This window comes from Roseixanthobacter liquoris, assembly GCF_043195135.2.
In the GTDB taxonomy this organism is placed as follows: domain Bacteria; phylum Pseudomonadota; class Alphaproteobacteria; order Rhizobiales; family Xanthobacteraceae; genus NCEH01.
The window spans coordinates 3,893,857-3,905,972 of sequence record NZ_CM195537.1 but is presented as its reverse complement, the minus strand read 5'-3'; the positions used below and the strand labels follow the sequence as shown (position 1 = coordinate 3,905,972).

11 protein-coding genes are annotated in these 12,116 nt (G+C 68.4%); 4 read left to right on the top strand and 7 right to left on the bottom strand.

All coding sequences use genetic code 11. The annotated features are described in order from the left end of the window. The 3 genes from thiS (at position 1) to V5F84_RS17680 (ending at position 1,854) form a co-directional block, all read left to right on the top strand. The gene (thiS, locus tag V5F84_RS17690) at positions 1 to 225 is read left to right on the top strand and encodes a sulfur carrier protein ThiS (RefSeq protein ID WP_509277123.1); all 225 of its coding nucleotides are present in this window, start codon (positions 1 to 3) and stop codon (positions 223 to 225) included. Between the two features lie 162 nt (positions 226 to 387). Further along, positions 388 to 1,185, top strand: a complete 798-nt coding sequence (locus tag V5F84_RS17685) for a thiazole synthase (protein WP_394041429.1) — start codon at positions 388 to 390, stop codon at positions 1,183 to 1,185. A 33-nt stretch (positions 1,186 to 1,218) separates the two neighbouring features. Beyond that, positions 1,219 to 1,854, top strand: a complete 636-nt coding sequence (locus V5F84_RS17680) for a thiamine phosphate synthase (RefSeq protein ID WP_394041428.1) — start codon at positions 1,219 to 1,221, stop codon at positions 1,852 to 1,854. 108 nt (positions 1,855 to 1,962) lie between these two features. Here the strand turns inward: V5F84_RS17680 and V5F84_RS17675 are convergent, their stop codons facing one another. After that, entirely contained in the window at positions 1,963 to 3,306 is a 1,344-nt protein-coding gene (locus V5F84_RS17675) for a sigma-54-dependent transcriptional regulator (protein ID WP_394041739.1), read from the bottom strand. Further along, entirely contained in the window at positions 3,306 to 5,147 is a 1,842-nt protein-coding gene (locus tag V5F84_RS17670) for a sensor histidine kinase (protein WP_394041427.1), read from the bottom strand. The genes V5F84_RS17675 and V5F84_RS17670 overlap by 1 nt, the downstream gene beginning before the upstream one ends. A 270-nt stretch (positions 5,148 to 5,417) precedes the next feature. On the opposite strand from V5F84_RS17670, the gene V5F84_RS17665 reads away from it, so the two are divergent. Beyond that, complete coding sequence (locus tag V5F84_RS17665) at positions 5,418 to 6,776, top strand: dicarboxylate/amino acid:cation symporter (RefSeq protein ID WP_394041426.1); 1,359 nt, start codon at positions 5,418 to 5,420, stop codon at positions 6,774 to 6,776. 141 nt (positions 6,777 to 6,917) lie between these two features. Here V5F84_RS17665 and V5F84_RS17660 read toward each other — a convergent pair whose 3' ends face one another. From V5F84_RS17660 to V5F84_RS17640, 5 genes are all read right to left on the bottom strand, one after another. Further along, positions 6,918 to 7,751, bottom strand: a complete 834-nt coding sequence (locus V5F84_RS17660) for a carbohydrate ABC transporter permease (RefSeq protein ID WP_394041425.1) — start codon at positions 7,749 to 7,751, stop codon at positions 6,918 to 6,920. After that, positions 7,748 to 8,671 carry a carbohydrate ABC transporter permease gene (locus tag V5F84_RS17655; RefSeq protein ID WP_394041424.1) on the bottom strand — a complete coding sequence of 308 codons (924 nt, stop codon included), beginning with the start codon at positions 8,669 to 8,671 and terminating at the stop codon, positions 7,748 to 7,750. Before V5F84_RS17655 ends, V5F84_RS17660 begins: the two co-directional genes overlap by 4 nt. A 62-nt stretch (positions 8,672 to 8,733) precedes the next feature. Continuing rightward, positions 8,734 to 10,002, bottom strand: coding sequence for an ABC transporter substrate-binding protein (locus V5F84_RS17650; RefSeq protein WP_394041423.1), 1,269 nt, complete (start codon positions 10,000 to 10,002; stop codon positions 8,734 to 8,736). A 38-nt stretch (positions 10,003 to 10,040) separates the two neighbouring features. Continuing rightward, a complete protein-coding gene (locus V5F84_RS17645) occupies positions 10,041 to 11,162 on the bottom strand; it encodes an ABC transporter ATP-binding protein (RefSeq protein WP_394041422.1) in 1,122 nt (373 codons plus the stop codon). Then, positions 11,159 to 11,941, bottom strand: a complete 783-nt coding sequence (locus V5F84_RS17640; RefSeq protein ID WP_394041421.1) for a DeoR/GlpR family DNA-binding transcription regulator — start codon at positions 11,939 to 11,941, stop codon at positions 11,159 to 11,161. Before V5F84_RS17640 ends, V5F84_RS17645 begins: the two co-directional genes overlap by 4 nt. Between the last annotated feature and the right edge of the window lie 175 nt (positions 11,942 to 12,116).

Here is a 12,116-nt window from a genome sequence, read left to right as displayed (position 1 = left end):
ATGATGGACACCGAAACCCTGCTCGATCTCCAGGTGAATGGCGCGCGGGAAACGCTCGCGGTCGCCACCATCGCCGATCTTCTGGACCACAAGGGCGTGGATGCCGCCCGCAAGGGCATCGCCGTGGCGCTGAATGGCGCCGTGCTGCCACGCGCCCGCTGGGCCGAGCACAAGCTCGCCGCGGGCGACGCGGTGGAAATCATCCAGGCCAAGCAGGGCGGCTGAGCCGCCCGCAAAACAAAGACCAGCAGGGCGGCTGAGCCGCTCGCAAAACAAAGACCGGCAGGGGGGCTGAGCCGCCCGCAAAACAGAGGCCAGCAGGGCGGCTGATCCGCCCTGCCAGACACCGACGAGCGCCCGCCGCATGCGCGGGCAAAGAGAATGACCATGAATGCTTCCCTGACCGCCGCCCCCAATGCCGACCCGCTGGTGATCGCCGGGCGCAGCTTCAATTCGCGCCTGTTCCTGGGCACGGCGGGCTATCCGAACCAGAAGGTGTTCCTCGATGCGCTCGACGCCTCGGGCGCGGAGATGGCCACCGCCTCGATCCGCCGCATCAGCCTGGCGAGCTATGAGGAGAGCCTGACCGACCTGCTGAACGGCCGGGTCCATATCCTGCCCAACACCGCCGGCTGCCAGACCGCGAAGGACGCCGTGCTCACGGCGGAACTCGCGCGCGAGGCGCTGGAGACCAATTGGGTGAAGCTGGAAGTGATCGGCGATCGCGAGCTGCTCTATCCCAATGTGGAAGAGCTGCTGAAGGCGACCGAGGACCTGGTCAATCGCGGCTTCGTCGTGCTGCCCTATTGCAATGACGATCCCGTCACCTGCCAGAAGCTGGCGGATCTCGGCGCCGCCACCGTCATGCCGCTCGGCTCCATGATCGGCACCGGGCTCGGCATCGCCAATCCGCACATGATCGAGCTCATCTGCGCCCGCTCTCCGGTGCCGGTGGTGCTCGATGCCGGCATCGGCACCGCCTCCGACGCAGCGCTGGCCATGGAGCTCGGATGCGCGGCGGTGCTGCTCAATACGGCGGTCTCCAAGGCGCACGATCCGGTGCGCATGGCCGCCGCTTTCCGCCACGCCGTGGACGGCGGGCGGCTCGCCCGGCTGTCGGGGCGTATCCCCAAGAAGCTGCATGCGGAAGCCTCCAGCCCGGAATTCGGCCTCGTCGGCAGCTGAGGGCTTGAGCTAGTCTGCGGGCAGGGAGAGTTCATGCTGCCGCAGCCGCCGATCCTGCTGATCACCGACCGTACCCAGGCGCGCGCGCCGCTGCCCCAAGTGGTGGCGGCGGCGCTGGAAGGCGGGTGCCGCTGGATCAGCGTGCGCGAGAAGGATTTGCCGCAGGCCGAGCAGATCGCGCTCGCGCGCGTCCTGCTGTCGCTCGCCGTTCCCTTCGGCGGCCGCGTCACGCTGCATGGGGCGTTCGAGCTTGCGGCGGAGGCGGGCGTGGACGGGGTCCATCTGCCGGCCGGCGCGGATGCGGCGCGGGCGCGGGCGCGGCTCGGCGCGGGTGCGCTCATCGGCCTGTCCACCCACGGGCTCGCGGAGGTGGCGGCGGCCGACGCCGGGTGCCTCGACTATCTCATCGCCAGCCCCGCGTTCGAAACGCGCTCCAAGCCCGGATATGGGCCGGCGCTGGGCGAAGCGGGCCTGCGCGCGCGTGTCGCCGCGACGTCCCTTCCCGTTCTCGCGCTCGGCGGGATCGAGCCGGACACGCTCGTCCCGTGCCGGGCGGCCGGGGTGGCGGGGATTGCCGTCATGGGCGCGGTGATGCGCGCCGCCGATCCCGCAGGCGAAATGCGCGCCCTCTGCCGCGCCTGGGCGCAAGGCGCGGGCGAAACCCGGTAGACCGGCCCCCAGGGGCGGGCCTTCGTTTTGCGAAAGCCGGGACGCGCTCCCGAAGTCTGATGCGCCGCGCTTCCGACGCGACGCCGAGCCATGGGATGCGAATCCACTCTATTGCGCCGGCCCGCGGCTGGTCCGATAGGCGGCCTGATCGATGCCGTGGCGGCGCAGCTTGTCGTAGAAGGTCTTGCGGGGAATGCCGAGCGCCTTCACCGCCGCCTGCACGTCGCCATAGCTTTCCGCCAGCGCCGCGCGGATTTCGCCGGCCTCGAACGCCTCCATGCGCTCGGGCAGGGGCGCCCGGTCGCCCGAACCGGCCGGCGCGACCGGATTTGCGACGAGGCCCAGGGCGACGCGCTCGGTATAATGGACCAGCTCGCGCACATTGCCCGGCCAGTCGTGGGTATCGAGATGGCGGCGCACGCTGTCGCCGATCTGCACCGGGGCGCGCTGGAACCTGGCGCAGGCGAGCGCGAGGAAATGGCCGAACAGCAGCGCCACGTCGGCGCGCCGCTCGCGCAGCGGCGGAATGTGCAGGGTCGCCACATGCAGGCGATAATACAGGTCTTCCCGGAACCCGCCCTGCCGCACCAGGGCCTGGAGATTGACCTTGGCGGCGGCGACCACGCGGATGTCCACGCGGCGCACCTCGTTGGTGCCGAGCGGAGTGATCTCGCGCGCCTCCAGCACGCGCAGCAGCTTGACCTGGAGCGCCGGCGACATGGCCTCGATCTCATCCAGGAACAGCGTGCCGCCGTGGGCATGCTCAATCCGGCCCACGCGCTTCTTCAGGGCGCCGGTGAAGGCGCCGGCCTCATGGCCGAAGAGTTCGCTCTCGATCACGCTTTCCGGCAGGGCGCCGCAATTCACCGCCACGAACGGGCGGGCGGCGCGCCGGCTGAGGCGGTGCAGGGCATTGGCCACCACCTCCTTGCCGCTGCCGGTCTCACCTTCCACCAGCACGTCGACGTCGGCGTCGGCGAGCTGGCGCAGGGTCTGCCGCAGGCGCGCCATTTCGGCGGTCTCGCCGAGCAAAGGCAGGTCCTCGCTGGCCGCTTCCGCGCGCCGCCGCAGCTCGCGGTTCTCCAGCACCAGGCGGCGCTTCTCGCGCGCGTGCCGCACCGCGCCGAGCAGGCGCTCGCCGGCATAGGGCTTGGCGAGAAAATCATAGGCGCCCTCGCGCATGGCATCGACCGCCATGGCGATGTCGCCGTGGCCGGTAATCAGGATCACCGGCAGGTCGGGATCGATCTTGCGCAGGCGGCGGAAGAGTTCCAGGCCATCCATGCCCGGCATGCGCACGTCGCTCACCACGACGCCGGGAAACGCCGCGTCGATGGCGTCGAGCGCCGCGGCCCCGGAAGCGAACGGCGCGACGGAGAGGCCGGCCAGCATCAGCGCCTGGACATTGGCGGCGCGCAGGATGTCGTCGTCGTCGATGAAGGCCACGTCCATCAGGGCGCCCTTGGCAAGGTGAGGGTGAAGCACGCGCCGTCGCGGTTCTCGACGGTAAGGGTGCCGCCGAATTCGGCGACGATGTCGTGGGAGATCACGAGGCCAAGCCCGAGGCCCTGCGCCTTGGTGGTGGTGAAGGGCATGAACAGGGCTTCCATCACGTTGGGCGGCAGGCCGGGGCCGTTGTCGGCGACGTCCACGCGCACCTGATCGGTGTCGGCTTCGGCATGGAGGACGATCGCCCCGTCCGTTCGGCCGGCCAGCGCGTCGAGCGCGTTTTGCAGCAGGTTGACGAACACCTGCTCCAGGCGCACCCGCTCGGCGGTCACGCACAGGGCGTCGTCCGGGATCGCGATCTCAATGTCGACCGCCTGCTGGGTGAGGCGATGGCCGACCAGCAGCAGCGCCCCATCGATGGTGGCACGCAGCGGCACCGCTTCCAGCCGGCCTTCCGCCTTGCGGGCGAAGGCGCGCAATTCCCCGGTGATGACGCCGATGCGGTCGGTGAGGGCGGCGATGGTGGAGAGGTTCGCGCGCGCCGCTTCGGTTTCGCCGCGGTCCAGGAACAGCGCCGAATTTTCCGCGAAGGTGCGGATCGCGGCGACTGGCTGGTTCACCTCATGGGCCACCGAAGCCGCGATCTGCCCCAGCACCGCCAGCTTGCTCGCCTGCACGAGGTCGTCCTTCAGGCCGTCGAGCGCGCTTTGCGTGCGCACCCGCTCTTCCATCTCGCCATGCAGGCGGATGTTGGCCCGGCTCAGCTCGGCGGTGCGCTCGGCCACGCGTTCCTCCAGCTGGCGCCGCGCGGCCGCCTGCCGCGCCGCATCCTCCAGGCGCCGGGTGCGGCGGGAGAAGGCGAGCGCGCCGAGGCCGAGCCCGAACACGGCGACGAGCACCGCCAGCACGCGGGCAGCGCCGGTGGCGAGGCTCATTGCGGCATCGGCTGGCGCGAGCACGTGCAGGGTCCAGCCGGTGGTCGGAACCGCGGCGGAGGCCTCAACGAACAGGCGCGGCTTGCGCTGGCCGGGCAGGCTGGCCTCGACCAGCCCCGCCAGGGCGGGAGCGGAGACGATGGGCAGGAGGTCGAGCGTGGCATCGCCGAACTGAAGGCTCGCCCGCAATTCCTCCCGCCGCTCCGGCGCAATGGGCGCGATCGCCCGGAAGCGCCAGTCCGGCACGCTGCTGATGAGCACGATCGCCCGGTCGTCGGTGACGAAGGTCGGCTCCTCGAACTGCCGCCACTGGTCCTCGATGGCCTCGAACTCGGCCTTCACCACCAGCACGCCGAGCGGACCGGACGGTCCGTCGATGCGCCGGGTGAGATAGAGGCCGGGTTGCCGGCTCACGGTGCCGAAGGCGAAATGTTCGGCACTGCCATCAGCCATCGCCGTGCGGAAATAGGGCCGAAAAGCATAATTGGAGCCCACGAAACTCGCCGAACTTCCCGCATTGCTGGCGGCGATGGTCAGGCCGGTGACGTCGAGCAGATAGATCGCGCCGGTCCGCGTGCCGGCCGCGAGCCCCGCGAATTTGGCATCGAGCGCGGCAAGGCGAGCGGGATCGGGATGTTCCAAAGTCGCCCGTACGTCCGGATCCTGGGCGAGCACGACGGGGAGGGTGCGTTGCTTCTCGATCTCGCTGCGGATCACCGCAACCCGCAGGATCGCCGCCGCATCGGCGTCTGTGCGCAATTGGGACAGGGCCCAATGGGCGCCCGCATAGGCCGCCAGTCGGTCCACGGCGGCCAGCGCGAGAAGCACCAGCGCCGCCCCCGCGAGCTGCCGCGCCGCGCGTCCCCGGGTGGCCGATCGCCCCTCCGTGCGCCCCGCGACCGCCGCCATGTCCTCTCCCTTCGTGTGCGGATTTCCGCACTTCATTGAAAGCGACTGTGCATCAATCCGCACGCGAAGTCGAGGGTGGCCGCGCAAGGCGGAATCAAATGCCTTTGACTTCAATATGTTGTCGCAGTCCCTCGCCGCTGATGGGGCTGGCATGCGTCTTGCGCGGGGCTGCGTGCGGCGCGGATCGGCGCCGGTCCCGACACCACCATCAAGGTTCCAGAACGCCGCCCGCGGAATGAGGCGCCGATGGTCAATGCGAGAGGAAGCAACATGCAAACCGTCCCCGCCACGCCGGCTCCGGCCGGGCACCGCAAATTCTATCGCCACCTCTATTTCCAGGTGCTCCTGGCGATCGCCGCCGGCATCCTGCTCGGCCATTTCTACCCGAGCCTCGCGACCGACCTGAAGCCGCTGGGCGACGCCTTCATCAAGCTGGTGAAGATGATCATCGCGCCGGTGATCTTCCTCACCGTGGTCACCGGCATCGCCGGCATGCGCGACCTCGGCAAGGTGGGCCGGGTCGCCGGCAAGGCGATGATCTATTTCCTGACCTTCTCCACCCTGGCGCTGGTGATCGGCCTTGTGGTGGGCAATGTGGTCCAGCCGGGCGCCGGGCTGCACATCAATCCGGCGAGCCTCGATCCCAAGGCGGTCGCCGATTACGCCAGCAAGGCGCACGACCAGACCATCGTCGGCTTCCTGATGGCGATCATTCCCAATACGCCGGTGAGCGCGCTGGCCTCGGGCGACATCCTCCAGGTGCTGTTTTTCGCGGTCCTGTTCGGCATCGCCCTCGCCGCCATCGGCGATCGCGGCGAGCCGGTGATGAACGTGCTGAACTCATTGTCCCAGGCCATGTTCCGCCTGGTGGCGATCCTCATGAAAACCGCCCCCATCGGCGCCTTTGGCGCCATGGCCTTCACCATCGGCAAGTACGGCATCTCCTCGGTGGCGAACCTCGCCATGCTGGTCGGCACGTTCTACCTCACCTCGTTCCTGTTCGTGTTCATCGTGCTCGGCGTGGTGGCCCGCTACAACGGCTTCTCGATCCTCGCCCTGCTGCGCTACATCAAGGAAGAATTGCTGCTTGTGCTCGGCACCTCGTCTTCCGAGGCGGCGCTTCCCAGCCTGATGGAGAAGATGGAGCGGGCCGGCTGCGCCAAGTCGGTGGTGGGGCTCGTGATTCCCACCGGCTATTCGTTCAACCTCGACGGCACCAACATCTACATGACGCTGGCGGCGCTGTTCATCGCCCAGGCCACCGGCATCGACCTCAGCCTGACGGATCAGGTGATCCTCCTGCTGGTGGCCATGCTCAGCTCGAAGGGCGCGGCCGGCATTACCGGCGCCGGCTTCATCACCCTGGCGGCGACCCTCTCGGTGGTGCCGGCGGTGCCGGTCGCCGGCATGGCGCTCATTCTCGGCATCGACCGCTTCATGTCGGAATGCCGCGCCATCACGAACTTCATCGGCAATGCGGTGGCGACCATCGTGGTGGCGCGCTGGGAGGGAGAATTGAACGCCGATCAGCTCGCCCGTGCCCTCGCGGGGCAGGTCGATCCCGATACGCTGCTCGACCGCCCTGTGGTGCTGGACGGCGACGCGGCCCCCGTCCGCACCGCAGCCTGAACACGGACGGCCGGATCATGCGTCCGGCCGTCCGATCGCCCTACGTACCTACACTGGCGCAGGTACACCGGGCGAAAGGCATCGCCTCTCATCCCTTCAGCATGTGCCCGCTGAACGCGGAACCTGCGGCCGCCGCCGGCGCTAGCGGATGCCGACGCGCAGGAAGGCCTGGATGAATTGGCGCTGGAAGATGAGGAAGGCGATCATCAGCGGCGCCACCACCATGAGCGTCGCGGCGCTGATGATGGAAATGTTCACCCCGCTTTCCGGGGCGCCGAACAGCGAGAGGCCCACCGTGAGTGGCCGGGTGTCCGCCGAATTGGTCACGATCAGCGGCCACAGGAAGTTGTTCCAGTGGGTCGCGACCGAGACCAGCGCATAGGCCAGATAGACAGGCCGGGTCGCGGGCACATAGACGCGCCAGAGCACGCCCAGCCAGGAGCAGCCTTCCACCCGCGCCGCCTCTTCCAGCTCCACGGGGACGGACTTGAACGCCTGCCGCAATAGGAAGATGCCGAAGGCGCTCGCCATATAGGGCAGGCCCATGCCGGCGATGGAATCCAGCAGGCCGAGGCGCGAGACCATGGCGTAATTCTCGACGATCAGCACCTCCGGCAGGATGAACAGCTGAAGCAGCACCAGCACGAACAGCGCTTCGCGTCCGGGAAAGCGGAAGCGGGCGAAGGCATAGCCGGCGAGCGTGCACAGCACGAGCTGGCCGGCGAGGGTGAAGGCCACCAGCAGCAGGGTGTTGAGCGCGTAGGTGAGCCAGGGCGCTGCCGCCCAGGCGGACCGGTAGTTCTCGAAGGTGAAGGGGGACGAGAGCGAGAAGTCGAGCGCCTGGCCGGGCGGATGGAGCGAGGCCCAGGCGGCGAAGAGGAGCGGCGCGATCCAGACCAGCGCGAGCAGCCATGCGCCCACGGCGTCCAGCGCGTCGCCCCAGCGGATCGGATGGCGCGAGGCGGGGCCGGTCATCGGTAATGGATCCGCTTCTCGAGGAGGGTGAACTGGAACACCGCGACCGCTCCGAGCACCAAAAGCACCAGCACGGTCAGGGCCGTGGCATGGGCCTGGTCGAAATAGGAAAAAGCCATCTCCCATATCCAGTAGAGGACGAGCTTGGTCGCGTTGTCGGGGCCGCCCTTGGTGAGGATGAACAGATGGTCGATGAGCTTCACCGAATTGATGAGCGCATTGATGAAGATGAAGGCGGTGGTGGGCATCAGCAGCGGCAGCAGGACGCGGCGCAGATAGGTGAGGCGCCCCGCGCCCTCCACCAGCGCGGCCTCCTTGAGGTCGGGCGGAATGGTCTGCAGCGCGGCCAGATAGAAAATCATGAAGAAGCCCGCCTCCTTCCACACCGTCACGACGATGATGGCAAAGAGCGCGGTCTGCGGCTGGCCGAGCCAGTTGACCGGCGGCAGGCCGAACAGGCCGGTGAAGCTGTCGATTACGCCGAGGCCCGGCGTGTAGAAGAACAGCCAGAGATTTGCCGCCGCGATCATGGGCAGGATGGTCGGCGTGAAATAGGCCCCGCGCACGAAGCCGCGCAGCGGCAGGCGCGCGTCCGCCCACAGGGCCATCACCAGCGCCAGAGCGATGGAGAGCGGGATCGTCACACCGGCATAGAGCAGATTATTGCCGACCACGGTCCAGAAATTGGGATCGTGGATGAGGTCGAGATAATTCTCGACGCCGTTGAACACGGACGGCCGGCGCGCGGTGCCGCGCGAATACAGGCTCGCCCAGAAGGTCGTTGCGGTGGGCAGGAAAGCGAACAGCGTCAGAAGGGTCAGCGCCGGCGCCAGCAGCGTCCAGCCATACAGGGCATGGCGGCGACGCTGCTGTCGCGCGATCGGATCCAGCACGCGGGTCGGGGCACCTGTCTCGGGCATGGGCGGCTTTTTCGTCATGCGGGGGGCGGGCCTTCCGCCCCCCGGCGCGTTTCGCGGAAAGATCAGTGCTTGTAGGGCTTCAGCAGCTGGTCGGCGGTGGCCTGGGCGGCCTTGAGCGCCTCAGCCGGGCTCTTGGTGCCGGTGAGCGCCGCCTGCACGGCATTGTTCAGCGCCTCGCGCACGCGGGCGGTCTCCCAGGTGGAGAATTCGGCGATGGCGACCTTGAGCTGGTCACGAGCGACGAGGGCCTGCGGGAAGTCCTTGCCATAGGCTTTGAGCTTCTCGGTCTCATAGGCCGCCGGGCTCACGCCCACATAGCCGGTGGCGATGGACCAGTCGGCGGCGCGCTCGGGCGCGGTCATGTAGCGGATCAGCTTGAGGGAGGCAGCGCGTTCCGCCTCGGAGGCGTTCTTGAACAGGTAGAAATTGCCGCCGCCGGTGGGCGAGCCGGGCTGCTTGTGGGCCGGAAGCTCGGCGACGCCGAAATCGAACTTCGCCTCTTTCTTCACGGCGGTAAGGTTGCCGGTGGTGTGCCACATCATGGCCGTCTGGCCCTGCACGAAGGCCTGGCGCAGCGTGCCCCATTCCACGAGGCCCGCCGGCGAGATCTTCGCGTCAGTGGTCAGCGACCGCCAGAAAGAGAGCGCCTCGATGACCGCCGGATCGTCGAAATAGACGCTCGCGCCGTCCTTGCTCATCAGTTCCTTGCCGTTCTGGATGGCGAAGCACTGGAACATCCAATAGGCATAGCCGGTGCCCGGCACCATGAGGCCGTAGCGGCCGTCCTTGGTGAGCTTCTTGCCCGCCGCGACCAATTCGTCCCAGGTCCGCGGCGGCTTCTCGGGGTCGAGCCCCGCCTCGCGGAACATGTCCTTGTTGTAGAACATGACGATGGTCGAGCGCTGGAAGGGGATGCCCCAGGTCTTGCCCTCGACGCGACTGTTGGCCATCAGCGCGGGATAGAAGCCGGCGAGCCAAGCTTTCTCTTCTTCGGTCTTCACCACGTCCTCGAACGGAACGATGAGATCCTGTTCCACGAGATCGTAGGCATCGATGGAGAACAGCACGGAGAGCTGGGCCGGCTGGCCGCTCTTGAGGGCCGCCAGGGCGCGCACGCGGGTGTCATCGTAATTGCCGGCATAGACGGCATTCACGTGGACGTCGGGGTTCTCCTTCTCGAACCCGGAGATCATGTCGTCGATGACCTTCGTCAGCGGCCCGCCGACGGCGATTGGATAATACATGGTCAGCTCGGTCTTCGCGAAGGCCGGCATCGTTGCGGCTGCGAACAGGCTCGCCGCCGTGGCGGCGGCGGTGAAGAAACGTCTCATGGTCAGTGTCCTTCTGGCCTTGGGTGAATGGGAAAGAGTCAGATCGCCGGGGGCGCGACCGTCTTTTGCGCGGGCTGGGGTTCGGGGTTCGTGCGCGGCCCGCAGCCTGGCGCGATGCTCCGGCCGCTGTCGCGGTCGAACCAATGGGTGGCGTGTTCGGCCCAGGACAGGGAATGGGCCGTACCGGGGGCCGGGTCGACCCGGCCGGGGACGCGGGCGATGAGCTCGGGGCCGCCTTCGATCTGGAGATAGACGAAGGTTTCGGCACCGAGGAATTCGCTGGCCACGACGGTCGCGGGCAGCCAGCCGAGGCCCTCGGGCTGGAGGCGCAAATCCTCCGCGCGCACGCCCGCCATCAGCCGTGCGCGGGGCAGGCCCTGCGGCGGCTCGGGCACGCCCGCAAGGTCTGCCGGGATCAGCGTCATCGGCGGCGAGCCGATGAAACTCGCGGCGAATGCGGTCGCCGGCGCCTGATAGAGCTCGGCGGGCGCGCCCTGCTGCTCGATCCGGCCCTGGCGCATGAGAATGACATGATCCGCCATGCCCATCGCCTCGGTCTGGTCGTGGGTGACATAGACCACGGTCATGCCCAGCCGCCGTTGCAGCGCGCGGATCTCCTGGCGCACCGAATGGCGCAGCTTCGCGTCGAGGTTGGAGAGCGGCTCGTCCATCAGGCACAACGGATGGTCGGCGACGATGGCGCGAGCGAGCGCCACGCGCTGGCGCTGGCCGCCGGAAAGCTGTGCGGGCTTGCGCGCGTCCAGCCCCTCAAGGCCGGTGAGCGCGAGCGCGTCCTTGAGCTTGCGGTCGCGCTCCGCCTTCGGCACGTGGCGCACCCTGAGGCCGAACACGATGTTCTCCGCCACCGTCAGATGGGGAAACAGCGCATAGGATTGAAACACGATGGACAGGCCGCGCGCGGACGGCGCGAGCGCGGTGACATCGCGGCCGTCGATCTCGACGCGTCCCCGGTCCGGCGTTTCCAGTCCGGCGATGAGGCGCAGCGTGGTGGACTTGCCGCACCCGGAAGGGCCGAGCAGCACCGTGAACCCGCCGCGCGGAATGGCGAGGGAGAGGTCGTCGACGCCCCCGCCGCCCTCAAACAGGCGGGTCACGCCGTGCAGGCGGACGAAATCTCCCGTGGGGGCGCGCGCGCTCATGCCGCGTCCGCGCCGGCGATGCGCACCCGCGCGCCGAGGCCGTCCTTGTGGAACAGGGGGGCGAAAGCGGGCGGCGGCGGTGCGTCGAGCACCAGCAGGTCGATGTCGGACAGATGCCCGCCGCGCGCCGGCGCCGGCCGGCCGAACTTGCTGACGTCGGCCACCAGCACCGAGCGGCGGCAGCTTTCGAGCATGGCGGAGCGGGCCAGGACCTCGGCGCGATCGAAATCGACCAAGGTGCCGTCCGGCTCGATGCCGCCGACGCCGAAGACGCCAAAATCCACCCGGTAATTGCGATACATCTCCTCCACGTGCGGACCGAGCACGTCGCGATCCGGCAGGCGCAGGGCCCCGCCCGGGATGATGATGCGGTTGGAGGCGGTGACGCTCAGCGCCATGGCGACGTTGAGATTATTGGTGATGACCGTCAGGTCTTCATGGCCTTGCATGGCGAGGGCGACGAATTCCGGTGTCGTGCCGATGCCGAACGAGAGCGAGGCGCCCTTGGGGATCAGGCCGGCGACGAAGGCGCCGATGGTCTGCTTGGCCGTGGGGTGGACGATGCGGCGCGAGTCGTAGGCGAGGTTGAGGCGGGGCGCTTCCACATATTCCGCTCCGCCGCGCCGCCGGCGCAGCAGATTGGCGTCGCACAGGGAATTGATGTCGCGCCTTATGGTCTGCGGCGTGACGCAGAAATGCTCCGCGAGCGTCTCGACGCTCAGGAAGCCCCCCTGGCGCGCGAGATCGACGATATCCTGCTGTCGTGACGTGATGTGCATGCCCGCCCGTCTGCATGTTCATTTGAACATCGGGCGGACGGTAATCGGGTTCATTGAACGCGCTGTGTCGGTTGCGTGACGTTCAAATGAACGTCCAGCCGCGCGTCCGGATGACCGGCCACGGCGATCAGGACCGTCCAGCGCGGGTGATGCCGCCGCAGCGCCGGTCCTGCGC

Bases quoted from the DNA above. Each gene is read 5' to 3' on its own strand.
- thiS (WP_509277123.1), top strand. From the start codon at position 1: ATGATGGACACCGAAACCCTGCTCGATCTCCAGGTGAATGGCGCGCGG.
- V5F84_RS17660 (WP_394041425.1), bottom strand. From the start codon at position 7,751: ATGACCGGCCCCGCCTCGCGCCATCCGATCCGCTGGGGCGACGCGCTG.
- V5F84_RS17665 (WP_394041426.1), top strand. From the start codon at position 5,418: ATGCAAACCGTCCCCGCCACGCCGGCTCCGGCCGGGCACCGCAAATTC.
- V5F84_RS17675 (WP_394041739.1), bottom strand. From the start codon at position 3,306: ATGGACGTGGCCTTCATCGACGACGACGACATCCTGCGCGCCGCCAAT.
- V5F84_RS17640 (WP_394041421.1), bottom strand. From the start codon at position 11,941: ATGCACATCACGTCACGACAGCAGGATATCGTCGATCTCGCGCGCCAG.
- V5F84_RS17645 (WP_394041422.1), bottom strand. From the start codon at position 11,162: ATGAGCGCGCGCGCCCCCACGGGAGATTTCGTCCGCCTGCACGGCGTG.
- V5F84_RS17685 (WP_394041429.1), top strand. From the start codon at position 388: ATGAATGCTTCCCTGACCGCCGCCCCCAATGCCGACCCGCTGGTGATC.
- V5F84_RS17670 (WP_394041427.1), bottom strand. From the start codon at position 5,147: ATGGCGGCGGTCGCGGGGCGCACGGAGGGGCGATCGGCCACCCGGGGA.
- V5F84_RS17655 (WP_394041424.1), bottom strand. From the start codon at position 8,671: ATGCCCGAGACAGGTGCCCCGACCCGCGTGCTGGATCCGATCGCGCGA.
- V5F84_RS17650 (WP_394041423.1), bottom strand. From the start codon at position 10,002: ATGAGACGTTTCTTCACCGCCGCCGCCACGGCGGCGAGCCTGTTCGCA.
- V5F84_RS17680 (WP_394041428.1), top strand. From the start codon at position 1,219: ATGCTGCCGCAGCCGCCGATCCTGCTGATCACCGACCGTACCCAGGCG.